Below are 25106 nucleotides of genomic sequence, written 5' to 3'. Positions count from 1 at the left end.
GCAGACATCCGCTTTGGTCTAACGCGGTTCAAAGCGAATGTGGTCCCAGCTTACCTGGCCGCTCCCGCCGGATTCGGAGAATGCGAGCTCAAGCACAATCCGGGCGCTTACGGCTTGCGAAGGCGAATGTACTGCCTTCTGAAACGAAATCCAGCCCAATGATGAGGTATCGGATACGGCTGCTTTTGCCGTCTCTATAACTTTCCCGGCTGCATCCAGAAATTCCACGCTGGCTTCCACCCGGCCGTTTGTTAATGAATCAGCCTTGAACTGTCCTTGCAGCGAGAACTCGTTATTCCCGTTCACGCGAATCTCTTGTGACAAACTCATGCTTCCGGATCGGACTGCCGTTCCGTTCATCGTCTGAACATGATTCAGTGCGTAAACTTGTCCGTATACGCTTGTTGTAACCACGTCGTAGCCGGCCTGAAGCCCGGGTGAAAAAGTAGCGCTCCAAGCTTCGCCAACTCCGCCGACGCCAACAGCCCCCTCAAAGTCGCTGTTCACAAGCGCAGGCTGGGTTACCGTAAAAGCTCTTGGTACAGGTGCGGAATGACTCTGCTCCACGCCAGTAAGATTACCGGCTGCATCATAAGAATAATTCAGGGTCTCCCCGCTATCTGTCGTTGCCGAAATTAATCGGTTCAGCTCGTCGTACGTATACGAAGCAGCCATAACCGGTGTCGCCTGCAAACCAAGTATCATCCATAAGCAGAACAAAACTGTCCGTAATTTACCATTCACAGCCAAATCCTCCTTCTGATCTAAGCCTTAAGATATATCCCGCGTGCTTTTTCCCGGTCCGTGTCTTATCTGTGCGAACATTGCCCCTTCTCCCCCTCGTGCCAGCGTACCGCCATCCATCAATGCCATGAAATTTGTCGAAAAACCCTTCCATAACTTAACCTGCATAAACAAGGAATTTATAGGCGGCCAGTATTATATTAACATCCATGTCGAAATTCCAAATGCTACGAATCGCCTATTTTTTCCATGGTAATTGTAAACTTTATCACCTTTTTACCTTCCCTATTGTAAAAAAATGTCCACAATCCATCCCCAATATCTGGATAACTTTTATTTCCTTAGGATATTCTATAAACGATCACCTCCAAATTTCGACAAGATTCACATATTGGGACTTGACATGGGGGCGTGTTTAAAATATAGTAAACCCATCGGAATTAACCTTAACTGACTCGTCAGTTAAGTGGAGAGGGGCGATGGAAGCTGCCTGCTTTACCGGAACAACAACAAGATCAGGACCGCCGTCAGCAGCTGATGGCCGCGGCTCTCGACTTATTTGCCCGCAAGGGATATCACGGCACCAAAATTTCCGACGTGGTCAAAGCCTCGGGGGTGTCGCAAGGCACGTTCTACTGGCATTTTCAAAGCAAAGAACAGCTCGCGCTGGAGTTAATCGAAGGCGGCAAAGAGAAGCTGATCCAAGTCATCGAGCAGGGCTACCGCAAGCACGCGGGTACGGTAGACGACATGGTGAGCTCGTCCGCGCGGCTGCTAACGGATCTATTCGCATTCGCCGACCGGAACCGGGATCTGATGGCACTGCTGCTTATGAAAGGCCAAGGGGCCGATCCGCCGGTACGGGAAGCCGTCTCGCAGACCTGGATCGCGTTCGAGGAAGCGTTCAAAAACAACATGGAGCGGGCCATCGAGCTCGGGATGCTGCCGGGGACAAACGATTTGTCGCTGCGGGCCAACATTCTCGTCTGTTTAATTACCGGCGTGCTGTCCAAATGGCTGTTCGGACCGATGCACGACGTCGATTTCCAATCCACGTATTCGCCGGCGCAAATCGCCGAAGAAACCGCCAAGTTCGAATTCCGGGGCTTGCTCGGATAACCTATAACCCATCTACGAAGACCCACAAGGAGGCAACTGTTATGTCTATCAAATTAAGCAAATTTGTGAAATCCGTTTCGCTGCTGAGCGTTCTTGCGATCGCGCTCGCGGGCTGCGGAAGCAAGCCTGCCCCGACACCGGATGCGAACGCCGGCAAGAAACCGGCCGAGACGACAACCGCCGCTAACTCGCTTGAGCAAATCAAGAAAGCCGGTAAAATCCGTGTCGGGCTCATGGGCACCTATGCTCCTTACAACTTCCTGAACGACAAGCACGAGATCGACGGCTTCGATGCGGACGTTGCCAAGGCGGTAGCGAAACGTCTGGGCGTTCAAGTCGAATTCATCACCGGCGAATTTTCCGGATTGATCGAAGGGCTGCAAAAGGACAAGTACGACGCGCTCGTGAGCCAGGTCACGATCACCGAAGACCGCAAGAAAACGATGGACTTCTCGACCCCTTACGTGAAAAACGCCGTAAACGTCATCGTCAAGAGCGACAACACGACGATCCAGAAGCTCGAAGACTTCAAAGGCAAAAAGATCGGCGTCGGCCTCGGCACGAACGACGAGAAATATTTGCGCGACGTCGCGATGCCGAAGGTCGGTACATTCGAAATCGCCACATATAACGATGTCATTACGTCGCTGAAGGACCTGAACGTCGGCCGCATCGACGCGACGATCAATAACGTATTCGCCATCAAGCCGCTGATCGAGAAAAACCAGTTCAAGGTCAAAGCGGTCGGCGATCCGATTAAAGAGGATTTTGCCGGCATCGCCATCCGCAAAAACAACCCGGAGCTGCTCGATGCGATCAATAAAGCGCTGGCCGAGATGAAGACGGACGGCACGTTCAAAGAGATTTTCCAAAAATGGTTTGGCGTAGACCCGAACTTCTAATCAGCGCGGACCGGGAGGATGCACGGCATGGAACTGGTTTTACAGAACTTCCAATTTCTATTAACGGGCGCGTATTATACGCTGCTGATCACGATCGTCTCGATGTTCTTCGGACTCATCATCGGGATGGTCGTCGCCATCGCCCGCCTCAAAGGAAATTGGCTCATAAGTAATCTGGCCAAAGGTTACGTGTCCATCATTCGCGGAACCCCGATTCTGGTACAGATCTTCATTATCTATTACGGACTACCCGACTACGGGATTACGCTCGGGCCGCTCACAGCGGCCTTTATTTCACTTAGTATCAATATCGGCGCCTACTTGTCCGAGACGTTCCGCGGCGCTATTCTGTCCGTGCCCAAGGGGCAGACGGAAGCCGCTCTATCGCTGGGCTTGACGCCCTGGCAGACGATGCGGCGGGTGGTGCTACCACAGGCGGCCCGCGTGGCGATCCCGCCGATGGGCAATACGTTCATCGGGATGCTGAAGGAGACGTCGCTCGTGTCCGTCGTTACCGTGACCGAGCTGCTGCGCTCCGCCCAACTGCTGATTGCGCAGTATTATGTCGCGATGCCTTTTTATATCGCCATTGCTATTATGTATTGGGTGATGAGCATGTTCTTTTCGTACATTTTAGACCGCATCGAATCTCGTTTGTCAAAAGCTTATTAAGGGCGTGTGATCTGCATGATCGAGGTAAACCAACTCGGCAAAAGCTTCGGCGATCTGGTCGTCTTCCGCGACATCAATCTACATATCCGCTCCCGCGAAATCGTGGTCTTGGTCGGCCCGAGTGGCTCCGGCAAAAGCACGCTGCTGCGCTGCCTGAACGGACTGGAGGAGCCCGACGCCGGCTCGATCCGGGTGGGCGATGCGGCATGGGCCGCTCCCATGGACGCGGCAAGCAAGAAACAGGCGATCCGGCACATCCGTACGTTAACCGGCATGGTGTTCCAGTCGTTCAATTTGTTTCCCCATATGACCGCTTTGGAGAACGTGATTATGGCTCCCACGATTGTTAAAAAGATGAACCAGAAGCAGGCCGTCGAAATCGGAGAATCGCTGCTCGCCAAGGTGGGATTGCTCAATAAAAAGAATGAATATCCTTCCCGGCTATCCGGCGGCCAGCAGCAGCGGGTCGCAATTGCCCGGGCTCTTGCCATGCAGCCGCAGATCATGCTGTTCGACGAGCCGACATCCGCCCTCGACCCCGAATTGACGGGGGAGGTGCTGTCCGTCATGAAGCAGCTTGCGGCAGAAGGCATGACGATGATCGTCGTCACCCATGAGATGAAGTTTGCGCGGGAAGCGGCGAACCGGGTTATTTTTATGAGCGACGGCAAAATTCAGGAAGAAGGTACGCCGGAGCAATTTTTCGTCCAGCCGCAGACGGACCGGGCCCGCAAGTTTTTGCGGCAAATCGAAGGCTCGCCGGAGACGGAGTAACGAGTAAGATTCGAAGGAGTGGACATTGTGATTCCGAGCAAAGCAGAGCATTTGAAGAACGTCGCGGAGCGGGCGCGGGCGATTATGGAGAGGGAAAATGTGGAAGCACTCGTGGCGTCAAGCTGTGAAAATTTCTACTATTTGTCCGGCCACCCCAGCACGTTTATGTATACGCTGCGCATGAACGAAGTCGCGCTGGCCGTGATGTTCCGTGATCCAAGCCGCCGCACGGTGATCATCATGAACGAATTTGAGGCCGCAGGCGTTCCGGCGGATTTGCCTGGGTGCGAGCTGCGCACGTACCCGACCTGGGTCGACGTCGACGATCCGCTCGGATTGCGCGGCGGCAATTACGAGGGGCGGCGGCCCGTGAACCATCAAGTGCAGGAGATGTTCGGGCTGCTCGGGCAGGTGCTGGCCGAACACGGGATCAATAGCGGCAAGGTGGCCGTGGAGCTGAACTCCATGCGGTATCCTGCCGTGAATGCGCTGCGCGAAGCCGTGCCGGACTTGGAATTCACGGAAGCCGGAGCGAGCCTGACCGAGCTGCGCGCGCTCAAGACGCCTTGGGAAATCGCGCAGCTGCGCAAAAGCTGCGAATACGCCGAAATCGGCATCGCCGAGACGATCAAGGGAATCCGGGCCGGCAGCTCGGCCGCCGAGATTGCCGATGCTTTCCGGCTCGCACTGCTGACCCACGCCGACGGCTCGCCCTCCCGCTTCCACATGATTTCGGTCGGGGCGCATTTTGCGCCTGCGCATATTTTCGATACGCGTCCGGGACAGCCGGGCGATCTGATCAAATTCGACGTCGGCGTCGATGTGGCCGGCTACGGCTCGGACATTGCACGCACGTTCGTACTTGGCTCGCCGTCCGATACGGTGAAGCGCATCTACGGTGCGCTGCGTGCCGGACACGACCGGCTGCTGGAGCTGATCGAGCCCGGCATGCCGATGAAGCACGCTTTTGACGAAGTGATGCCGCTGATCCGCCACTCGGGCCTCCCGAATTACAACCGGGGCCATCTGGGGCACAGTGCGGGACTGAGCCTCGCGGCCGAGGAAGCCCCGTTCCTGAGCCCGTCGGAGGAAACCGTCTTCCGTCCGGGCATGGTCATCTGTCTGGAAACGCCGTACTACGGCTATGGTGTCGGCTCGATCATGATCGAGGATATGGTGCTGGTGACGGACAACGGCTGCGAGCGGCTGAACAAGCTGTCGCGGGATTTGATTTCGTTGTAGATGAAAAAAGGTCAAAAAGACGCGTTTACGTTGTTCTGAGCTTGTTGGGAAAGAGTTCAACTTATGTATAGAGGTGTACGAGGGGCGGGGTATCCACTTCCGACCGCTGCTCCACCCCACAAAGTGAAGTCCAGTCAAGGAAGCTGAATCCGAGTACTTTGCGGGGACCCCGGGTCCTCGGGAAATTTGATTGGAAGCCGCTTGTCAGCGGACATTTCCCGAAGACAAAGGCGGCCGCTATCGCTTCTCCAGTGGATACCCCGCCTCCGTATGTTTCTCTAAATCAGTTAAAACCTCTTTCTCAACAAGCTCCAGATATGTACACGCTGTCTTTTTGACCTTTTTTGCGTAGGTTTATGGACTATGGCTTAAAAAATTGCTTGACCGTCCCTTTGCCGCCTTCGACCTCGATTTCGGCATACGCTCCGTTGATGAATGTCATCTGCGGCGGGACATGGCCGCAATCGATATCGTAAACAATAGGGACCTGCAGCTCCTCGGCCAGCTCTTGATAAACGTCTTCAGCCGTGTAGCCTTCCACCGGCTGATTAGCGCTGCTGCGGCCAAACAGGATGCCGGAACAATGCTCAAACCAGCCGGCCAGCTTCATTTGCACTAACGACCTGCGCAAATCGGTTGTGGGCAGCTCGCAATTTTCCAAATACCAGACGATAGGGTCCTCATAAATAAAACGCTTTTGGAAATGCCGCACGTCACCGAACGGGGTGCCGACCAAATGTCGGATGATATCGATGCAGCCGCCAAGCAAACGGCCTTGGAGGTTCGCTTTTGCCCCGGACACGGTTTTCCAATACGTAGGCTCAGTTAAATGGTAGATGCACGGCGAAGGGTCGGCGTGTTTCCATTCCTTCTGATACTTCGGCGAGGAATGCTGGAGGACGGATTCGTCCGTTTTCGTCGATAAGACCGCTTGCCACATGGCGGTGGTTTCGTCAGAACATTCGCCTCGCAAATCGACCAGATTCGTTCCGTGAGCCGTCGCCAGGCCGGTTTTTAAAGTGACTGCCAGCAGCAATGCGCTGACATCCGAATAGCCCAAAATCCACTTGCTCGGCAACTGTTCGAAATCGATGTACTCGAGAATCTCGATCAGCAGCTCCCCGCCCCAAGGCGGAATGATCATATCGATCGCATCATTGTTCATCATGGCGTTGAATTCCTTCGCGCGGACTTGAGCCGGCGCGGACTTAGCCTTCTCTTGCGTCCACACCGTTTCTCCGCAAACGACGTCAAAGCCTCTGCTCTGCATGCGGCTGCACGAGAGCTTGAGTAAATCATGCAATGCCGTAGGTACCCCGGAGGACGGGGCGGTTACGCCAATCGTTGCTGCTTCTTTGAAAACCGGGTAGTTCATCGTAAGTCCCCCTCTCCCAAATTACACGATATTACCAAAACTAGCTTTTTGGAGCAACCGGAATTTCATCCTTTGGTTTATCCAGCTCGGCTTGCGAGCGGGCCTCGATTTGTTGCAATGCCGTTTCCGCCGTACTCTTACCTTTTAATAACTTCTCCATCTCCTCGTTGATAATCGAATCGAAGGTCATCAAAAAATGGTCGGGCAGCTTGTCGAAGTTCTTATACATCGATTCGTTCGGCGGGATTAATTCGTAGAAAGCTTTCACGTTTCGTTCCTCTTTAGGCATAGCGCTCAATCGGGCAGGTAAAGCTTTCAAGGTCGATTTGGTCATAATGCGGGCGAAGGCATCGCTATTCACGTATTCGATGAACTTCCAAGAGGCCACAGGATTTTGAGAGTTTACGTTGACCGAAAAAATTTCATTCACTGACATGGAATTGCCGCTATTGGGATTGCTCCGATCAACGGGCACCGTAACCAAATCCCACTCAAAAGGGAGCCCTGACATCGTACTTAGTACATCGACGAAATCAACACCTTGAATCGTCATGGCGATTTGCCCATGTAAGAACGGATACTGCTGCTTCAGCACATCATCTCTTTTGCTTCCCGGAGACGGGCTCTGGCTTGAGGCCAGGTCAGCCTTATAAAAATCCCCTTTCTGAAACGTCTCCGCAACCAGCTTAAAAATTTTCGCCCATTCGGGCGTGTTCAAGGTCATTTTCTTCGACTCAGGGTCCAAATATTTCAACCCGTAGCTGGCGCCAACCGTCGTTGCGAATATAAAAGGATTCGTCAGATGACGGCCTTCCAAACCGTAGACCGGGGGATCTTCGTTTTGTTTTGAAAATCGTTGAGATAACAAAATAAGCTCGTTCCAGCTCATTTTATTTTCCGGGAACGGGATGCCATACTCTGCAAACAGCTTTTTATTGTAAAAAACGGCTTCACAGTTAAAATAAGGAGCGAGTCCATAAATTTTGCCGTCCCCCGCTCTTTTCAGATACTCCAAAACGCCCGAATAATAGCCTTTCGTATCATAGGCGTCCTTTTTCATATCGGCGTCCAGCGCTTTGAGCTTGCCGGAACCTGCGTATCTTTCGAATTGCTCCGAATCCAACAACAATACATCGGGATTGTGAAGCTGAACGTAATCGTCAAAGGCTTTTTTATTATCCTGCTGCGGCTTGTAAAGTCCGTCCAAAGGAAGAACCTCAACCGCGAGATCCGGATATTTGGCGCTGAAAAGATTCCCATAGTTTTGCATAAAGCTGTTTTTGCTCCAATATACGACCTTGATCGAGCCCGAGAGCTTGTCCTGTTCTCTCGTATCAGACATCCAGGTGCAGCCTGTAGCAGTGCATGCCAGTCCGCCGACGATGCCAAGCAGCATAACCTTTTTCAAAACCATCTACTCCTGTTCCCCTATTGAAATCTAAACCTGTTTTTCAAAATGCATCCAAACCTATTCTACCATTTTATGGTTCAGTATCTCAAAGACAGTTGCGAAGTGGCATAAAAAAAGATCTTGCCTCCATATAAGAGACAAGACCTTTTCTCTATATCGTTTTAGTTTGCGCTGTTAGCGGAGTCCGCAGAAACCGCATCCTTGTGCTGTCCCGGCTTGCGGTCTACGAATTTGCCGATCGCATCGTCCAGGTTCGATTTGATTTGGCTGATGAGCTGGTCGCGGCTAATGCCTTTGTCCTGCGCGATTTCAGCCAGCGATTTGCCTGCTTTCATCGCGTCGGCGAGCTCCTGCTGGGTAATACCCAAAATCTTCGTCAGATTCTCGGGATTGCCCATCATCCCGAAAGCTCCTCTTTCGCCTTTTTCGCCGTGATGACCTTCCAGCTTCGTCGCGGTCACGGCTTTCTTCAAGTGATCTGCCAGATTGGCTTTACGCTTGTCCGCTTGATCCTGCGTAATCTTGCCCGCGCTCACCGCATCGTCAATCGCCTTCGTTTCGGTGTCGGTCAGCTTTTGGATGAAGGCGTCTTCCGTCAAGCCCCCTTTTTCCTGCGCGATTTGCGCCAGCGTTTTGTTCTGCTTCAGCTCGTCCTTTAACGTTTTCTCATCCAGGTTAAGCAGCGTGGCCGTTTCTTTCAGAATGTTCACGCCGCGGAAGCCGTGCTCTTCCCGGCCGAAGCCGCCCTTGCCGAACTTCCCGTGCCCATGTCCCTGCTGCGCGCTATCTGCGGTTGTGCCGCTTTCCGTGGTCGTTGTTGCTGCATATGCTTGAGTGTAATATAATCCGGCTCCTCCGAGAAGAAAGCCTGCTGCAATAGTTCCTGCCATCAATTTTTTTCCGATTGTTTTCATGGTTTCCTGTCTCCTTTTGTTTTCGAATGTGTGTTTCACTTACACTTTGAAGTATAGGCGCTGTACATTAATGGAACCTTAGTTTGGGCTGAGCGTTGGTTGAGCGTAAGCTGAATAAATGCTGAATATGGAAAACAAGCCGGACGTTACCTCGCAGTAGGTAAGCACCGGCTTGTTTTGAATTTATTTATGGAGGATGTTCCAGACCAAGTGCGCCACTTCCGCCCGCGTCGCCTGTTCCTGCGGGGCGAACTGATTCGGCTGCCGCCCCTCGACGAAGCCGAGCTGGGCCAGCCCGGCCGCTGCCGCTTTCATTCCGTCCGGCATCGCCGCGTCGTCCACAAACGGTGACTTCGCTGCGACGGGCAGCGTTTTGCCTGTTTTGTTCTCGTACAGCCATTTGGCGAGGAGCGCCAGTTCCTGCCGCACAACCGGGGCTGCCATATCTTCGCCGCCCAGTCCGAGCTCGGTCCATACCGAGGCGTGTGCTTCCCGGGCCGATGCCTTGGACACCATCTCGCCTGCCTCCTTGCGAGACAAGCCTGCATTGGGAGCGAACCGCCCTTCGCCCGCGCCGCTCCTGACGCCTGCACCGGTCAACCCTTTGACCGCGGCATGTGCCCAATGACCGGACGGTACGTCGGCGAAGCCTTTGACGACGATCCGGCCCTCCGGCTGGACATGAATCTGCTTCAGCTTGGAAGCATACGCCGCAAGCAGTTCGAAATCCGTTAGCGCCTCCCCCGCTCCTACGAGGGCTTTTGCTTTTGCAAACATCGTGTAATTGTCGCCGCCGGTGAACATATAGTTGGACAAGGCCAACGTATAGACGGCATCTTTATCGATCGGCTGTCCGCCGATTCGAACGTTCCGCACCCGCTGACCGGAAGGCTTGTCCGCGTCGTATTCGTAGGCAATGCCAGAAACCTGCAAAAAGCCACCTGCCAGCTTCTCCACGCCCGACACTCCGTTTTCGAGCGCGGCCAGCACCATCTCTCCGGTCGCTTCCACCTTCACAATCTTATTGCCGAAGGGCAATATCGATTTGGCGTCCTTTAAGGTGAAATCGCCTTTTTTGGCGCTCGCCCGAATACCGCCGCCGTTTGCAAAAGCGATGTCGGTCCCGTAATAATCGCGGTACGCGTCGGCAATCCAATTGCCGATAGCCGTTTCCCGGAAGCGGGATTCATGGTTATCCCCGTAAGGCAAATCTGCGGCCAACGAGGCCACCTTTTTGCCCAGCTCCGCATCCAGCTTGGCCTGGTACCCGGCAGCCAGCTCAGCCAGCGGCTTGTCCTCTTGAACGGTTTCGTCGACTTTCAAAATTTCATGCGATAAACGGATCGACCCGTCCGTTTCTTTGTTCACGATGAGTCGAATGATCGATCCCATATTGCCTTGAGGCGAGAAAATGAGCCGGATGCCGCCGTCGACCTCATGGACGAACGATTTCTCTTCCGCTTCTTCCTCGGTAAAAATCGCCCGGATGTCGGGGACGGCCGCCAGCAGCGCTTTATCGTCCGCAACCGGCTCCTGCGTTAACGCCACGATCAGATCCACTTTTGACTGTTTCAGCTTGGCCACCGCTTTTTGGGCGGATTCGATCACGTTCAGGCTTTTAACCCGCTCGTCCCGCATCGTCGTTTCCATGGCGCTGGTCAGGCCGAGGATGCCGATACGGATGCCTTGCTTCTCCATGACAACGTACTCCGGCACTTGAGCGAACGGCTTCCCGTCGCTTCCGGTCAAGTTGGAGGAGATCCACCGAAAGCGCGAATTGCTGATCAGCTCCAGCGTATTGGGGACACCTGCGTCGAAATCGTGCTGCCCAAAATTCGCGACATCGACCGGAATCCGGTTAAAGGCTTCCACCATCGGATGCCCTTTGAAAACGCCTCCGAATAACGTGCCGCCGCCCAGATCGCCGCCGAAAGCGACGATTTTCTCACCCGGTACGCTGTCCACCAGCGTCTTCACCCGGGCTACACCGCCGCGGGTGCCGAGCTTGTCGGTCACCGGACTGATTTCGTGTCCGTCGTTGAAATACAGCAAGGATACGGATGGACTGCCGGAAGCTTCCGCCCGGACACTGGAGATACTGCCAATCCATGCAGGAAATGCCAAACCAACCGCCAGCAGTGCAAAGCCGAAAGAACGTGCCGTCTTGTTCATGCTCCACCTCGTTGTTTAGAAGATTATGCCTGCCTCTCGTTGAACCATTATATTATAAAACCGCTTGGGACAAGGTTAAGTTTATATGAAGGCTCGCGAGCCCGCGGAATAAAATCCGCCGGCAAAAGCCATGATATCGGTAAAGGAGGGATTTCCCATGAATATTATGGACGGGATGGACGCAGCCCGGTACAATTCGGCGAACCCGGACGATAAGACCAAAGAAAAGAAAGCCGAGGAAGACCGCAAAGAAATGCCGGCCCAAGTGCTGAGAAACTTGAACAACAAGTGACCGCTTGAAGGAAAGAAAATGAAAGGGAATTGCGCTATGATCCCCGATAACAACAAGACGGCAGACGGAAGTGCCGCGGATATCCGAAGCCTAGAAGTCGATTCCGACGTCAATAACGATCCGAACCGCGAAGCGCTGCTCGACCAGTCGTTTCAGAGCTTTTACGAGAACATTAAGCAGCAGGTTCGGGCGAAAGAGGACATCACCAACGTCCCCGGGGAATCCGTCTTCGACGCGGCGGTCAGGTTGGACGAGGTGACGGAGGAAGCGGAATAAGCGACGAAGCAAACCAAAAAGCTTCATCTGGCATGCCCAACACGGCATCGTTAGATGAAGCTTTTTGGTTGTTGTTTTTCGGTATAACTTAGTAGAAGACCCTAAATAAGCCCTCTCAATGGATTGATATGCAAAAAAATCAATGCCCGATTTTCGGCGGTATTTTTTTTCGAAAGCGATATAATCATAATGGGTTCCGTAAGGCATCCATTGAATCTGAAACTGCATGATTTAAAGGAGGGGCAGAATGATACCGGCCGATCTAAAACTCGTGTATTACCGGGCGCTTATCGATAAAAAGTCCGAATATGAAGGCATCTTCTATGTCGGCGTCAAGACAACCGGCGTGTTCTGCCGACCAACATGTCCGGCAAGAAAACCCAAATTTGAGAACTGCGAATTTTACGAGACGGCAAAGGAAGCCCTTCTGGCATCATTCCGACCCTGCCAGCGCTGCCGTCCGTTGTCTCATCCCAGCCATGTCTCGGAGCTTATTCAAAAGCTAGTCAACGCAGTGGAAGAAAATCCGGAACGACGCTGGACGGAAGAAGACTTCCGGAAATTATCCGTGGATGCTTCAACGGCCCGCCGCCAGTTCAAGAAGCGGTTCGGCATGACATTTGTCGAATATGCAAGAGCCCGTCGAATGGGAATCGCCCTGAAGCATATCCGGGCGGGCAGCGCGGTCATCGAGGCCCAGTTGTCCGCCGGTTACGAATCCGGCAGCGGCTTCAGGGACGCGTTCTCGCGCATTATGGGTGCAGCGCCTGCCCAGTTGGGCAATCAACCGATTTTGAAGGCATCGTGGTTGGATACTCAGCTTGGCCCAATGATCGCAATCGCTGACGATGAAACACTTTATTTGCTCGAATTCGTAGACCGCCGGGGCTTGGAACGCGAGGTTGAACGTCTGAGAAGAAGGACAAAATCCGCGGTTATTCCAGGCAGCGCACCGCCAATTCGTTCGATTGAGAGTGAGCTGGAAGATTATTTCGAAGGCAAGTTAACGGAATTCAACACGCCGTTGAGACTACTGGGATCGCCTTTTCAGAAGAGGGTATGGGAACAACTGCGGGAGATTCCACCGGGTCAGACGACTTCCTATGCGGACATTGCTGTGGCGATTGGAAAGCCAGGCGCTTATCGCGCCGTAGCCCAAGCGAATGGCGCCAACCAACTGGCGATTGTGATTCCATGTCACCGCGTTATCAACTTGAATGGCGACTTAGGCGGTTATGGAGGAGGTATATTGCGAAAACGATGGCTGCTAGGCCATGAGAAGAAATGGTCCACGGAGGAGCAAACAAGATGATGAAAATCATGCAGTCGGGCAAATGGTCCGTTTTATTTGTGGTCACGCTTGTATCATTTATTACCAATCTCGACGCGACGATCGTGATCACGGGTCTGCCGCCGCTAATGGAGAATTTGCACCTTTCGATCGGAACAGGGATGTGGACGATTACTTCGTTTTACATCACAAGTACCGTATTCCTGCTTCCTTCCGGCCGATGGTCGGATATGCTCGGAACGAAACGTGTTTTTCTATGGGGGTTCGCTTTGTTTACACTTGCTACTGCACTTTGCGGTATGTCAAGCTCCGGCGAAGCGCTGATTGCAGCTCGTCTGCTGCAAGGTACCGGCGCCGCTATGGCGATGGCGGCATCCACTCCGATCTTGATACGGACATTTCCGCCCAATGAGCTCGGGGTCGCTCTCGGCATCAACAACATCGCATGGGTGACCGGCTCGCTCATCGGTCCAGTTCTCGGGGGCGCACTGATCGGCGAGTTCGGATGGCGCTCCATGTTCTACTCGGTCGTTCCGATCGGTGTCATCGGTCTAGCCGCCGGCATCCTCTTTCTTAGAGATACTTTTACGGGTGAGAAGGTCAAGACTGACTGGCCCGGCCTATTGACGTTCGGGCCCGGGCTGACCGCCCTGCTTATCGCCTTGTCTGAGGGTCAGACATGGGGATGGGCATCGGGAAAGACACTCGGGCTGTTCGTAACAGCGATGTTCCTGTGGATTGCGTTCGTATTCATTGAGATGAGGGCGCGGTATCCGTTGTTTCATCTGAGCCTCCTTGCTTACCGGAACTATTCGATAGGACTCGGGATCACGATGAGCTACTGTATCGGTTATTTCGCCGTCACCATTCTTCTGACGCTGTATTTGCAAGGTGCTCAAAATCTCAGTCCATTGGAATCAGGACTCATGCTAATCCCGCTGTCCGTTCCCCAACTTTTCACAGCTCCATTCGGAGGCAGGCTGGCCGACCGTTTCGGCCCCGCAAGAATGATTCTACTCGGGTCGTTACTGATCGGCCTCGCGCTCCTGATGCTTGGGCAGCTCGGTCCCCAACTGTCGAACATGGCTGTCGTCATCCCGCTTATGATCATTTCCGCCGCTACGGGACTTTCCTGGCCATCGCTTGCGAAAGCCGTATTATCGGCCGCTCCACAAGAGCAAGCAGGTTCCGCATCCGGGATGTTCTGGACCGTATACAACATGTGCCGAGCAATCAGCCAGGCGCTTGCACTGGCCGTTGTGCAGTTGGTCGCCAAGTCCGATGTCGCTTCGAGACTGTTATCCGGGGCGGGAGTTGAAGAATTGGGTCATCAATCAAAGGACTCTCTGATCCATGCTTCGAACATCGGTTTCCGGTTCTTCGCGGTCTTTCTCGCACTCGCGGTCGTGCTCGGAGTATTTCTTCTGCGGCCGCAGAAGAAGACCGCAAGTGAGTCACGAGCATAAGGAGCGAGATGGGTTTCATTGAAAGTTGCTGCAAAAATCTGTTTTCGAAACGCATGCCTCTCTCGGCTTTTGTTAAGGCCCTGCATGGCGGGTGGTCAGCCACATCCCCATTGCCCGCTTCCAATGTACGGCATTATCGTCGTTTTATATTTTAAGCTAAAGCCTTGACCTCGAGAGCACTCTAGGTTCTATACTTGAAAAATCTCGAAACCTGGAGGGATGGTCTGGTATGTTGAACGTGGAAGGAAAAGTCGTTATTTTAACCGGAGCCTCGAGCGGTATCGGCGAAGCCACGGCCAAAGTGCTTGCCGCTAACGGAGCCAAGGTTGTACTTGCCGCTAGACGTGAGGAACGCTTGCAGCATCTTAAAGCAAGCGTTGAAACACAAGGCGGCACAGCCGTCTTTAAAACGACTGACGTTACTTCTCATAAGGAAATGGAAGAGCTTGCGCAGTTTACCTTCGACACCTTCGGACAAATGGATGTTCTGATTAACAACGCAGGGATCATGCCGCTTTCTTTTTTGCACGAAAAGAAGGTAGACGAATGGGATCGCATGATTGACGTAAACATGAAAGGCGTGCTTTACGGTATTGCTGCGGTTCTTCCGTATATGCGGGAACGAAAACAAGGGCACATTATTAATGTTTCGTCCGTGACGGGACATATCGTAAGAAAAACATGGGCTGTCTATTCGGGAACAAAATTTGCCGTCCGGGCGATTACCGATGCTTTGCGGCAAGAAGAAGCCGAAAATAACATTCGCACAACGATTATTTGTCCCGGTGCCGTATCAACGGAGTTGGTACATACCATTTCGAACGAAGAAATTAAAAAAAGTATAAGCGATGCATTGCAAATTTCATTGCCGGCCGAAGCCATCGCCCATTCGATTCTATATGCGATTTCCCAACCGGAACATACGGCTGTCAATGAAATCATTGTAAGGCCGACGAACCAGGAATTATAATGATATTACTACGATTGCTCACCTTGTTGCAGGTGGGCCTTTATTTTGAATAGGCTTCAACAGGAGGGATTAACGATGAGCTACACGATCGGTCAAGTGTCGGAGCAAACCGGCTTATCCATTCATACTTTGCGATATTACGAGAAGGAAGGCATTATGCCGATCGTGAACCGCAATGAAAGCGGCATACGCCTGTATGAAAGAAAAGACATTGAAATGCTCGAATTTATTTGTTGTCTTCGGGCGACGGGGATGTCCATTTCGGATATCAAGGAATTTGTACAGGGAAACAAGACCATCGACCAACGTATCTGCCTGCTTGAAAAGCAAGGAGAAAACGTAAAATCGCAAATCGATCGACTGATGTCGTATCAAGCCATGATTCATCGTAAGATCGATTTGTATAAAGCGATGAGGTAGCCAGCGTAACCCTGCCGAACGTTTTTGCGATTAAGGCGGCTGTACAGACCTTACGCTTCCCGGACATCCGCCTGACCCGAAGGTCAAACGGATGTTGCCGGTTTAAGCCGAGAAGAGCCCCCTCCTCTATTCGATTACTTCGCCGCCAACGACGAGATGGCTTTGGGCGTATATAAGGATCGACCAAGAGATTTTTGAAAGATATGCAAAGCAACTGTTAGACTGGATTGACAAGAAAGGATTTCCTTGGCGAAGCAGGGGGATATAAAGTGAAACTGTAGAAAAACAACCAGATGACGGTTTTCCTATACCGTAATATGGAATTTAACGAAGAAAGATTTTACTTATGTATTCAGCTTGCTTGTCATTACACTCTTTTCCAGTCTCAAATGCAACAGCTCCGTTTGCAAATCGCTGCTGATCGTATGGATTAAGCCGACCACATCTTCGACCGTGTGCAAATGAATCGAATCCGAATGCTGCTCAATACAACCGAGCACGGCGGTAACGCATTGCTCGCACGTTGCGATTTTTTGCGATAACTCCTTCTCCTCTACCAATAAATGCTCGTACTTATCTGCAAACTCGTTCTCCATGATTTCACCATCTTTTCGGAGTAATGGACTGATTTTTAGTCCCGATGACGCACATTGTAGCAGATCGTAAACGATAGGGTGGTACGTCATTACGTAGCGAATTCACAAAAAGATAGCTGTTTAACAATACAGCAGCCGCACGGACTCGATTTTTTGTTTCATATACGTTATGGCTTCGATAGGTCCCGTTATTTTCACATCACTCCCGAATTGCCAGATAAAGTCCACGTAAAAGCTCAAGTCCTCTGCAGCGATCCGGATGTCGGCATACCCGCTTCCGTCCTCATTGCACACGATATAGGGAGCGATCCGCGAATTCGATTCCAGCAACCAGACGCCTTTTTTCGTCAGCTCCAGCCGGAGCACCGTTTGTTCCTGTTGGTCTTTTCGGGGCTTATCCATTAGCGTCTTCTGCGTGATATCATCCCGGCAAGGAATCGATTCATTGATCGCGGCAGACAGAATCCGATCTGCTCTAAACTGCCTGATTTCTTCCCGTAGAAAGCAAAATGCGGGACAATACCAGAAGCCGGAACTCGCATAGAGTCCGATGGGCTGAATATTGCGCTCCGAAACGCCGCTGCCGGATTTGTATTTGATGGTAACAACGCTGCGAATCATAATAGCCTGCAGTAAGGTTTGGAGAACCTCCGGAGACATCCATCGATAGGGACTCCAGAACATGATCCTGTTCTTTAAACGATCAATCTTCTCTTTTACATCCGCAGGTAAATAGTGGTAAAACTTGCGAAGCGCGGAATCTGCTCCCTCGCCAAATGGCAGTGAACTAAAATAATCCAAAGATTGGCATGCAAAAAACATCGCAATGGCTTCGCCTTCAGAGAAACTGATCGGTGGGAGGAGCCTTTCCTGGAGCAGCCTATAACCTCCCCCTCTTCCTTGGACAGAGTAGATGGGAACACCGAGCTCGCTTAGTTCCTGCAAGTCCCGCGTAATCGTTCGGCTGGACAGTCCGTATTCATCGGCCAACTCCCGGACAGTAAATGACTTGCTGGCGTTTATTCTCATCATCATTTGGATTAGCCGCTGTGACTTCTGCAATACCTTCCCTCCTCCATGTATTATTTTTATCTTAGCATATAAATAAGCCATAATTTGTCGTATTTAAATGCTACATTTAACTTGTAATCATCTTAACCGGCAATGGAGGAAAAGAAGATGTCCATTCAAGAAGGCACTCAAGAAAAGATAGGTTTCGTTTTCCTTAGCGGAGCGGGACTGGATAGCCGTATCTGGAGCAAAGTTGTGGATGGACTTGATTATCCTTATCTGATGGCCACTTATCCTCGAAGACAAGATTCAATGGAATCGCGGAAAAAGCTTTCTCTAGACGATTATGTTACTCATGTAAAAAGACAAGTAGACGAATGGGGAGCTCGGAGGTTCGTTATCGTGGCGCATTCGCTTGGGGGAGTGATCGGTCTTCGGCTTGCATCTGAACGAAACGATCGTTTAGCAGGCTATATCTCGGTAGGGGCAGCGATTCCGAAAAACGGCGGTTCCTTTTTGTCCGTGCTGCCATTCCCCCAAAGAATGCTAATCTCAACCATCTTGCGAATCATCGGTACGAAGCCGCCGGAAGCGGCAATTCGTGCGGGATTGTGCAGCGATCTTTCAGCAGAACAAACCGCGGAGATCATCAAAGGGTTCACACCCGAGGCCATACGCGTGTATACGGACCGAATCAAGGTATCCCTGCCGGCGGTTCCAACGTTATATGTAAAGCTAACCAAAGACAAGGAGTTCAGTCCTTCTTTGCAAAATAAAATGATTTCGAACCTTTCCCCCCAATGGGTACGAAGTCTGGACACAGGGCACCTGCCCATGCTTAGCGATCCGGATGGGTTAAGAGCTATTTTAGAGGAATTCATGATAAATGCGAGGTCATAAAGGTAATGGATATTTCCAATCCTTTTGTAAAGCTGGATTTCTTTGAAGTCGATCAAGGTCGTTGGCCGGATTTTGAGAAGCTTTTTGAACGTCGGGGCGGACCAAAAAATTGCTGGTGTATGGTTTGGCGCGGGAAACCTGAAGATCGGAAAACGAAGGTAACCAAAAAAGCTGCAATCCGGAACATGGTTCAAGAACATTCCCATAGGTATCTTGGGATATGCGGGCGACGAGCCCGTAGCATGGTGCTCCATCGCTCCGCGTTCAACTTATCGTGATCTCGGGGGGATTATACGAAACCAATGAGAATCCCGATCATGTTTGGTCTTTGGTTTGCTTCTATATAGCTCGTGAGTTTCGCGGACGAGGGGTCATGAAACAACTGCTTCAAGCGGCGGTTGAACATGCGAGGCAAAGAGGTGCAGCCGTTGTTGAAGCTTACCCTGTTGCCCCCGATTCCCCAAGCTATCGTTTTATGGGATTTGTTCCGCAATTTAAAGAGTTCGGCTTTGTCGAGGTGGGTACTGCGGGAAGTCGGCGTCATGTCATGCGTTTCATGCTGCATTCGTTCACCGACTGCCCCATTAGCACATAACAAATTATTTCTCCGGAATGGCCTGCGACAGCGCCCGAACCAGATTGAGCAGCGATGACAAGGTGTTCGTATCCGTCACGCTGCCATCCGGTCCGATCATCTTGCTAACGAACGGAACGGCAAGTGACGCTTCGTCCGGGATAGCCGCGCTCATCATCTTGAGAGTTAGTGTCAGCGATTGCAGCGCTGTAGCGCCGCCATCCGGATGCGGAGACGCGCTTACGACCGCCGTCGGCTTGTTCACGAACTCGCCCGAGGATACGATCCAGTCCAGCGCGTTCTTGAGCGTGCCCGGCACGCCCCGCGCATATTCCGGCGTACAGATCACGATCGCATTCGCCGCTCGCAGCTCCTCCCGCCATTCGCGCACCGCCCCATGCCAATGAGCTTCGTCACCGTCTAAGTCCGGACTGAAATGCGGTAAACTCGCGAGCCCTTGATACATACGAAACTCCATACCGGCGGGCATCATTCCTCCGATGATCGAGAGCAGCCGTGTATTAGACGACTGCTCGCGCAAACTTCCGGATATTCCTAGCACTACTAGACTTCGTTGCTTCATTCAGTCCACCCTCTTTTCTATTCGGTATCCGCATTATAAACCATATCATTAATGTCATAGTCAATGGGACCATAAATGAACATCCGCTCCCCGGTCATCAAGATCTCGGGAGCTTTTTTCATATAGCAAGAAAAAAACTGGACAAATCGCCGTGCCGCATTTATATTAACATTATGAATATGAATAATGATTATATCATCAAAGGAGGCTGCGCCGATGCAGCTGCAGGCCAAGTATGTGGCCCTTGCCCTATTAAGCAAGCGGCCGATGACCGGGTACGAAATCAAAAAAAATTTTGAAGGACCGATCTCCTTTTTCTTCGAGGGAAGCTACGGCAGCGTCTATCCGACGCTCAAAAACTTGGAAAAGGAAGGCTGTATCGAGAAACGCACGATTATACAGGAGGACCGCCCGAACAAAAACGAATATTCCATCACGGAGGCCGGGCGGGCGGTTCTGGCTCAATATTACGAGCAGCCGGTCGAGGAAGATAATGTACGTTCCGATGTGTGCATGAGGCTGTTTTTTGGCGGGAAGATGGACGAGGGCGAAATGCTGGATTGGATCGGGCAAAGCCGCAAGCAGCACGAAGCGAAGCTGAGCATCCTTCAAGGGATGCATGATCAGTATCATCAGCAGATGCCCAAGCATCAGCTGCTTTCTCTTACCATCGGCATTCGCTATCACCAGGCCAAAATCGATGCCTTATTGGAATGCGCAGCAATGCTGGATAGTCAACACAAGGAGGAGAAGTGAACATGGGAGCGTTAATTTTTTTGCACGTGCTTGGGGCTGTGCTGTTCCTCGGCAACATCATTACGGCGGCGTTCTGGAAGCTGTCGGCGGAGCGCGGTCAAGATCTGGCCCACATCCGGCGGGTGGCGCGCAATGTGATGCACGCCGATTACTGGTTTACGCTGCCCGGCGTCATCCTGCTGCTCGCAACAGGCCACATCATGGCCGCCTTGAACGGGTATTCACTCGCAGAGCTGAACTGGATGACGGCGTCGGAAGGCTTGTTTGTGCTCAGCGGCTTAATCTGGGGCATTCTCCTCATTCCCGCCCAACGGAAAATGATGAAGGAAAGCGTCGTTGCCGAAACGGAAGGCGCGCTTACCGCTGCGTATCGGAAAGCTTCCCGTACATGGGATGTGTTCGGCACACTGGTCATCATCATCCCGCTGGTCGTGCTGTACTTGATGCTGGTTAAGCCGTTTTGAGAGAGGAAGCGGATCTTATGGAGATCATGAGGTTAGAAGACGTTATTGATCTGCCAAACCGCGGTGTGGTGCTAAAGATTAGTGTAGATGAAACGGATCCTTATAAAATTACAAAATTAAAGAACTTGATTGGTTCAAAGATAGCCGTAAGTAATGTAGACGGGACAAGCTTTGAATATGAGATTAAGGATGTCAGTGTGTCTTTTTCCATTGCCAATTTTCCTCTTATTGGGTTAAATATTAGAGAAAGGGTGGACATAGAGAGGATAAAGAAAGGTTCAACCATACAATTCATATGAGTTCTAATATGATAGGGTAACAGTTTTTATAGGGCGGAAATCCGCCCTTTCGTTTATTCCTGTTCTCTTTGAAGACCGGCTAAAACTTTATTCACAAGCTGATCGGCTTGCCGCGTTGTTTCCGGCAAACGATATTTCGGGGAGAGCTTTAAGATCCATTCGCAAGCCGTGGCTAAGGAAATGCGATGACCAATGGACACGAAAATAGGTTTAACATGATCCTGAGTTCTTAACACAGCCCCGATCACCTCCCTATGATCAACTAATGGAGAAGAGGAACCTCTTTTTACTTCAGGGTCTTGGAACTCCCCTAATAACTTCGTTTTTCCGCATCCGATGGTAGGAATGTCGAATAGAACTCCCAAATGACTCGCTAATCCAAATCGTCTGGGGTGAGCCATTCCCTGACCGTCGCAGACGATGAGCTGCGGAGGGGTTTTTATTTGCTTGAATGCTTTGAGCAGAGGAGGAATCTCCCTGAATGAAAACAAACCGGGGATATATGGAAAATGAACCATGTCTTCCACCACAACCGATTCTATGATATGTAATGAACTTGCTTCTAAAATAACGATTGCCGCGATTAATTTGTCACTATGTTCGCTGTACGCTACGTCTACTCCAGCCACATAATTAACTTCTTTAAGTTGATCTTCCTTTACGATTTTTAAAGACAACTCTTGTTGCAGTTTGACTGCATCCATTTCAGATAAATTCCATGCATGCTTCACTACCGGTTCCATGATCAAGCCCCCAAGAAGTTTAAAAATTCCAATCGGTTTGCAGCAAAATATTCCTTAAGTTATTATAACCGATTAGTACTAAGGGGACGGGTAATGTTGGTGCGAATTTTAATCCAAATTCCAAAAAAAATTAAAAAACATGCTCAAGATATTTATGAAACTTCAAGGGATTTAGGTGTTCCAGTTAAAAAAGGGGATAAAGAAGGGATGAAAGAGTTCATTTTATCAATTGTAAATGACTCAAAAAATCTCGCAATTCGAAACCTTTTGAGTGGAATACAATCGACTCTGTAGACGCTTTTGTTCAGGGTGATGCAGTTGTTTTAGTTAATCGAAATACAAACGAACTATTGACTTTCTTAAATAAAAAAGGAGATCGTTTATCAAGTAAGTTAAAATCCGAATTAGATTTGATTAGAGAGTGAGGACGACTATGAATAACTATATAATATCTTTTACAAAAAAGTTTGATTATTTTTTCGAGCAAAAAGAAATTTCCAATATGATTTATTTACATGATGAGGATGATAATGAGAGATTAGACCATGTCCTTTTCCTTGAGAAAGATAATGGTGATGTTATAGGCTTGTATATAAAAGGCATGAATCCGTTAATCTCAGTGAATAGAATTTACGATTTGGATGATTTTAATTTATTTGCTAGTTATGAAGGATTAATTGAATGCAAGGAAAATATTAAACTCAAAATAGAGTATATAGGTTTGTTTTTTAGCACTCAATACAACGAATTATTGGGCTTCTATTTGGCGAATAACGATGCCTCTAGTTCTATATTTATATTATTTTTACAAGATGAAATTTATATGGAGAAGGATTGTAGTAAATACGAAGCTAGCAGAATGCTTGAAAAAAGATATTCGACTGAAGGTTTTATAACTTACGAAAAAAAATGTGAGACTGACTGGAAACAAGAAAACTTCTAACAGGGTCTGTCAACATATTTTTGTGTAAGCCCATTTACAACCCCAACAATAATCTACGGCATGATGACAGCGTTCCGTCTCCCCGAACAAGCAGAAAACAGGCAAGCTAATAGGTGGTATCGCTAGTAGTCTTAGCAACCGCCGTTACTTTTTAGTAGATTGGTTTTACAACATAGGGGACGGGTAACGCTGATAATGCTTTAGTAACCTCATGTTGATAATAGGCCTGTAGATATTCACTTTGGTGTAAGTGAAAAAAAGCTCTAGAGAAGCTGGATATGATAATAAGATAAAATTATTTGCAAAACACTAGAAGAACAGGAGGCAAAAATGAAACGGGTATTCTACATGAAAACGAGGGAACGTGTTCCAGGAGATGAAAAAAATATTTACCTTGATAAAATTGGAGGGGTACCAACTCATAAACCTGAAAAAATTCCCTATTTTATTTCGAAGATGAACAATATGGATTTGTAATGCAAATCTATTGCGATAAGGAGAAGTTTCCGAATATTGAAGGGGTTTTATGTTGGCAAATATATCAAGATGTTAATGAAGAAGATATTCCAATTATTGTAGAAGTACCAATTGGTGCAGAATTGAATAGTAATAATGAAGGTATTCCTATTAATCGATTAAAAGAGCGTATCATATACTATGAAGAAGGGCTAGAACCAGATGTATTAGAGATTGGTCTTGGAATTTATAGTGATGAGGAAGAGGATAGGTATTTTTCATCAAAAATAGGTGGTGCTATTCCAGAAGATTATATGAGTCCTGATTTTGAATATATTGGACGAATGTATGAGAGTATTTATGATGCTGATGACTACGGCTTGAATTTTGGTATTGAAGTTTTAAATCTGGCTAGAAATCATAAAGGGAAAATGGAATCAATATGAAAAACTCCCTTTCTTACGTGCATTTTATATAAAAAAGAAGGAAGAGTTGTCTATGACGAGAATCGCTATAACGCTTTTATCTGAAAGCGCTAGTCATTTGTTAATGACTATCAAGAAACATACGGGTTTAGATCTATCAGAGATTAAAACTCGTATTAGTAATATCAATCCTCTTATGGAAGTTGATTATGTGAATAATAATGAGATGGAAAAAATGAAAGATTTAGTCGAAGATTTAATTCAACATAAAGCGAACTTCAAACTTTTTGAACATGACGAAGATTACAAAGAAGAGTTACCGCTTGAATACTTTATGAATAGCTTTAAAATGGCACGACAAATTGCAGAAGATAGAGAAAATCGTTAAGACACAAGGATAGCTGCTTTCGCAACTGCTTGTATCGTGCCAATTATACTTTCTTCAGGTTCCGGATAATGACCATGATCGACAAAATCAAACAGACCCATGCGGGAATGGTGGTTGCAACCGGTTGATTTGCCCGAAAAATATGGGCATGAATCGCTCCTAACAAGAGAATTACCAATAATGCGCCTGCCCCAATAGCCAACCGTCGGTTCCGGATACTGGCAATCAGCATTATACCTCCAATCAGTTCAAGAAATCCGGTTACTGACATGAACCACAATGGGTATTGGTAGTGCTGCCAATGCTCAACCTGAAACGGAACACGTAACAGTTTTATAATGCCCCCTGTAAAAATAAAAACGGCCAGAATCACTTGCAAGACTTTAGCTATGATTTGACTTCACTCCTTTGAAAATGTTGTGCATAGGCACCTTCATTTGCAAGCATGCCGCATAACAAGTTCTCTCTTGATTATATCTTCCCCGGTGCCAGGAAAAGCTCGATGCGGATTAAAGACTCTACCGCTATCAATACCCGCTTGGGAACGTCTGTGCTTCTACATTAGGTGTAAGGCGGGTTGAGTCAACCCAGCTCGTGTAACAATCGTGCTCACTTTCGTTTCGTGAAACAAAAAAAATACGCACAACCAATATCAATTATAAATATTACTCAAAAATAACGTTACTTTCAAATAATATTTTTGGATTCGCCGATTAATAAAGTGGTGGAAGTAACTATTCCGAATTATATCCGACCGTACACGGTATTCAGATCAACGGCAGATGCCCGTTTTATGAAGCGAGACGCATCGTATTTGCGAAAATATGGGCTGACCAAAATGCGACTTTCGAGCAGGACACGCCTGGCAACGAAATAACACCGCGCCAACGGCAATTGAAGCAGTGGCAGACGACCTCTTTACGAGATG

The 25106-nt window shown here is 49.6% G+C and carries 31 protein-coding genes; 21 read left to right on the top strand and 10 right to left on the bottom strand.

All coding sequences use genetic code 11. The features are described from left to right. Positions 1-18: 18 nt before the first annotated feature. Complete coding sequence (locus tag QMG93_RS14245; RefSeq protein ID WP_281937471.1) at positions 19-744, bottom strand: RHS repeat domain-containing protein; 726 nt, start codon at positions 742-744, stop codon at positions 19-21. A 537-nt stretch (positions 745-1281) separates the two neighbouring features. Here QMG93_RS14245 and QMG93_RS14240 point away from each other — a divergent pair. Genes QMG93_RS14240 through QMG93_RS14220 form a run of 5 tightly spaced genes read left to right on the top strand, consistent with a single transcriptional unit; the run spans position 1282 to position 5453 of the window. Beyond that, positions 1282-1863 (top strand): TetR/AcrR family transcriptional regulator, encoded by a 582-nt coding sequence (locus tag QMG93_RS14240; protein WP_281937469.1) that lies wholly within the window; start codon positions 1282-1284, stop codon positions 1861-1863. A gap of 41 nt (positions 1864-1904) precedes the next feature. Continuing rightward, positions 1905-2765 carry a transporter substrate-binding domain-containing protein gene (locus QMG93_RS14235; RefSeq protein WP_281937468.1) on the top strand — a complete coding sequence of 287 codons (861 nt, stop codon included), beginning with the start codon at positions 1905-1907 and terminating at the stop codon, positions 2763-2765. Positions 2766-2792: 27 nt separating this feature from the next. Further along, complete coding sequence (locus QMG93_RS14230) at positions 2793-3437, top strand: amino acid ABC transporter permease (RefSeq protein WP_010500973.1); 645 nt, start codon at positions 2793-2795, stop codon at positions 3435-3437. 15 nt (positions 3438-3452) lie between these two features. Then, entirely contained in the window at positions 3453-4211 is a 759-nt protein-coding gene (locus QMG93_RS14225; RefSeq protein WP_281937465.1) for an amino acid ABC transporter ATP-binding protein, read from the top strand. A 27-nt stretch (positions 4212-4238) separates the two neighbouring features. Further along, a complete protein-coding gene (locus QMG93_RS14220; RefSeq protein WP_281937462.1) occupies positions 4239-5453 on the top strand; it encodes a M24 family metallopeptidase in 1215 nt (404 codons plus the stop codon). Positions 5454-5814: 361 nt separating this feature from the next. Here the strand turns inward: QMG93_RS14220 and QMG93_RS14215 are convergent, their stop codons facing one another. The 4 genes from QMG93_RS14215 to QMG93_RS14200 form a co-directional block, all read right to left on the bottom strand. Further along, the gene (locus tag QMG93_RS14215; protein ID WP_281937460.1) at positions 5815-6828 is read right to left on the bottom strand and encodes a S66 peptidase family protein; all 1014 of its coding nucleotides are present in this window, start codon (positions 6826-6828) and stop codon (positions 5815-5817) included. Between the two features lie 40 nt (positions 6829-6868). Continuing rightward, the gene (locus QMG93_RS14210) at positions 6869-8236 is read right to left on the bottom strand and encodes an ABC transporter substrate-binding protein (protein WP_281937458.1); all 1368 of its coding nucleotides are present in this window, start codon (positions 8234-8236) and stop codon (positions 6869-6871) included. A gap of 164 nt (positions 8237-8400) precedes the next feature. Then, on the bottom strand, positions 8401-9153 hold the full coding sequence (locus QMG93_RS14205) for a hypothetical protein (RefSeq protein ID WP_281937456.1): 753 nt from the start codon (positions 9151-9153) through the stop codon (positions 8401-8403). A 183-nt stretch (positions 9154-9336) separates the two neighbouring features. After that, positions 9337-11325 (bottom strand): 5'-nucleotidase C-terminal domain-containing protein, encoded by a 1989-nt coding sequence (locus QMG93_RS14200; protein ID WP_281937454.1) that lies wholly within the window; start codon positions 11323-11325, stop codon positions 9337-9339. 157 nt (positions 11326-11482) lie between these two features. Here QMG93_RS14200 and QMG93_RS14195 point away from each other — a divergent pair, with 157 nt between their 5' ends. The 6 genes from QMG93_RS14195 to QMG93_RS14170 all read left to right on the top strand — a co-directional run bounded on the left by QMG93_RS14195 (position 11483) and on the right by QMG93_RS14170 (position 16040). Then, positions 11483-11617, top strand: coding sequence for a hypothetical protein (locus tag QMG93_RS14195; RefSeq protein WP_010500956.1), 135 nt, complete (start codon positions 11483-11485; stop codon positions 11615-11617). Between the two features lie 36 nt (positions 11618-11653). Next, positions 11654-11893 (top strand): hypothetical protein, encoded by a 240-nt coding sequence (locus tag QMG93_RS14190; protein WP_281937451.1) that lies wholly within the window; start codon positions 11654-11656, stop codon positions 11891-11893. 247 nt (positions 11894-12140) lie between these two features. Further along, a complete protein-coding gene (locus QMG93_RS14185; RefSeq protein ID WP_281937450.1) occupies positions 12141-13205 on the top strand; it encodes a bifunctional transcriptional activator/DNA repair enzyme AdaA in 1065 nt (354 codons plus the stop codon). Continuing rightward, positions 13202-14650: a DHA2 family efflux MFS transporter permease subunit gene (locus tag QMG93_RS14180; protein ID WP_281937448.1), complete on the top strand. Its 1449-nt coding sequence runs from the start codon at positions 13202-13204 to the stop codon at positions 14648-14650. Before QMG93_RS14185 ends, QMG93_RS14180 begins: the two co-directional genes overlap by 4 nt. Before the next feature lie 229 nt (positions 14651-14879). After that, entirely contained in the window at positions 14880-15620 is a 741-nt protein-coding gene (locus QMG93_RS14175) for an SDR family oxidoreductase (RefSeq protein WP_281937446.1), read from the top strand. A 75-nt stretch (positions 15621-15695) separates the two neighbouring features. Next, positions 15696-16040 carry a MerR family transcriptional regulator gene (locus QMG93_RS14170; protein ID WP_216790498.1) on the top strand — a complete coding sequence of 115 codons (345 nt, stop codon included), beginning with the start codon at positions 15696-15698 and terminating at the stop codon, positions 16038-16040. 344 nt (positions 16041-16384) lie between these two features. On the opposite strand, the gene QMG93_RS14165 is transcribed toward QMG93_RS14170, so the two are convergent. Beyond that, positions 16385-16636, bottom strand: coding sequence for a hypothetical protein (locus tag QMG93_RS14165; RefSeq protein ID WP_281937442.1), 252 nt, complete (start codon positions 16634-16636; stop codon positions 16385-16387). Between the two features lie 120 nt (positions 16637-16756). Then, entirely contained in the window at positions 16757-17698 is a 942-nt protein-coding gene (locus QMG93_RS14160) for a helix-turn-helix transcriptional regulator (protein ID WP_281937440.1), read from the bottom strand. Between the two features lie 117 nt (positions 17699-17815). On the opposite strand from QMG93_RS14160, the gene QMG93_RS14155 reads away from it, so the two are divergent. Then, positions 17816-18547, top strand: coding sequence for an alpha/beta fold hydrolase (locus tag QMG93_RS14155; protein ID WP_281937438.1), 732 nt, complete (start codon positions 17816-17818; stop codon positions 18545-18547). Positions 18548-18821: 274 nt separating this feature from the next. Beyond that, positions 18822-19142: a GNAT family N-acetyltransferase gene (locus QMG93_RS14150; RefSeq protein ID WP_281937435.1), complete on the top strand. Its 321-nt coding sequence runs from the start codon at positions 18822-18824 to the stop codon at positions 19140-19142. 4 nt (positions 19143-19146) lie between these two features. Here QMG93_RS14150 and QMG93_RS14145 read toward each other — a convergent pair whose 3' ends face one another. After that, positions 19147-19704: an NADPH-dependent FMN reductase gene (locus QMG93_RS14145; RefSeq protein ID WP_281937433.1), complete on the bottom strand. Its 558-nt coding sequence runs from the start codon at positions 19702-19704 to the stop codon at positions 19147-19149. A 216-nt stretch (positions 19705-19920) separates the two neighbouring features. On the opposite strand from QMG93_RS14145, the gene QMG93_RS14140 reads away from it, so the two are divergent. From QMG93_RS14140 to QMG93_RS14130, 3 genes are read left to right on the top strand one after another with little or no spacing between them, the layout of a single operon-like run. Then, a complete protein-coding gene (locus tag QMG93_RS14140) occupies positions 19921-20460 on the top strand; it encodes a PadR family transcriptional regulator (RefSeq protein WP_281937432.1) in 540 nt (179 codons plus the stop codon). Between the two features lie 2 nt (positions 20461-20462). Beyond that, a complete protein-coding gene (locus QMG93_RS14135) occupies positions 20463-20924 on the top strand; it encodes a DUF2269 domain-containing protein (RefSeq protein ID WP_281937431.1) in 462 nt (153 codons plus the stop codon). A 17-nt stretch (positions 20925-20941) separates the two neighbouring features. Then, complete coding sequence (locus tag QMG93_RS14130) at positions 20942-21223, top strand: hypothetical protein (RefSeq protein WP_281937429.1); 282 nt, start codon at positions 20942-20944, stop codon at positions 21221-21223. A 53-nt stretch (positions 21224-21276) separates the two neighbouring features. Here QMG93_RS14130 and nfi read toward each other — a convergent pair whose 3' ends face one another. After that, entirely contained in the window at positions 21277-21966 is a 690-nt protein-coding gene (gene nfi / locus QMG93_RS14125; RefSeq protein WP_281937427.1) for a deoxyribonuclease V, read from the bottom strand. Between the two features lie 93 nt (positions 21967-22059). On the opposite strand from nfi, the gene QMG93_RS14120 reads away from it, so the two are divergent. The 5 genes from QMG93_RS14120 to QMG93_RS14100 all read left to right on the top strand — a co-directional run bounded on the left by QMG93_RS14120 (position 22060) and on the right by QMG93_RS14100 (position 24178). Then, positions 22060-22260 carry a hypothetical protein gene (locus QMG93_RS14120; RefSeq protein WP_281937425.1) on the top strand — a complete coding sequence of 67 codons (201 nt, stop codon included), beginning with the start codon at positions 22060-22062 and terminating at the stop codon, positions 22258-22260. A 139-nt stretch (positions 22261-22399) separates the two neighbouring features. Continuing rightward, positions 22400-22909 carry a hypothetical protein gene (locus QMG93_RS14115; protein WP_281937423.1) on the top strand — a complete coding sequence of 170 codons (510 nt, stop codon included), beginning with the start codon at positions 22400-22402 and terminating at the stop codon, positions 22907-22909. A 330-nt stretch (positions 22910-23239) separates the two neighbouring features. After that, positions 23240-23386: a hypothetical protein gene (locus QMG93_RS14110; RefSeq protein ID WP_281937421.1), complete on the top strand. Its 147-nt coding sequence runs from the start codon at positions 23240-23242 to the stop codon at positions 23384-23386. Continuing rightward, positions 23386-23811 carry a hypothetical protein gene (locus QMG93_RS14105; RefSeq protein WP_281937419.1) on the top strand — a complete coding sequence of 142 codons (426 nt, stop codon included), beginning with the start codon at positions 23386-23388 and terminating at the stop codon, positions 23809-23811. The genes QMG93_RS14110 and QMG93_RS14105 overlap by 1 nt, the downstream gene beginning before the upstream one ends. Positions 23812-23863: 52 nt before the next feature. Further along, positions 23864-24178 (top strand): hypothetical protein, encoded by a 315-nt coding sequence (locus tag QMG93_RS14100; RefSeq protein WP_281937417.1) that lies wholly within the window; start codon positions 23864-23866, stop codon positions 24176-24178. 43 nt (positions 24179-24221) lie between these two features. On the opposite strand, the gene QMG93_RS14095 is transcribed toward QMG93_RS14100, so the two are convergent. Continuing rightward, on the bottom strand, positions 24222-24572 hold the full coding sequence (locus QMG93_RS14095) for a DoxX family protein (protein WP_281937662.1): 351 nt from the start codon (positions 24570-24572) through the stop codon (positions 24222-24224). Between the last annotated feature and the right edge of the window lie 534 nt (positions 24573-25106).

Source organism: Paenibacillus tyrphae, assembly GCF_027925525.1.
In the GTDB taxonomy this organism is placed as follows: Bacteria; Bacillota; Bacilli; order Paenibacillales; family NBRC-103111; genus Paenibacillus_G; species Paenibacillus_G tyrfis_B.
The sequence above is the reverse complement of the archived record's forward strand: the minus strand, read 5'-3'. Positions and strand labels throughout refer to the sequence as shown.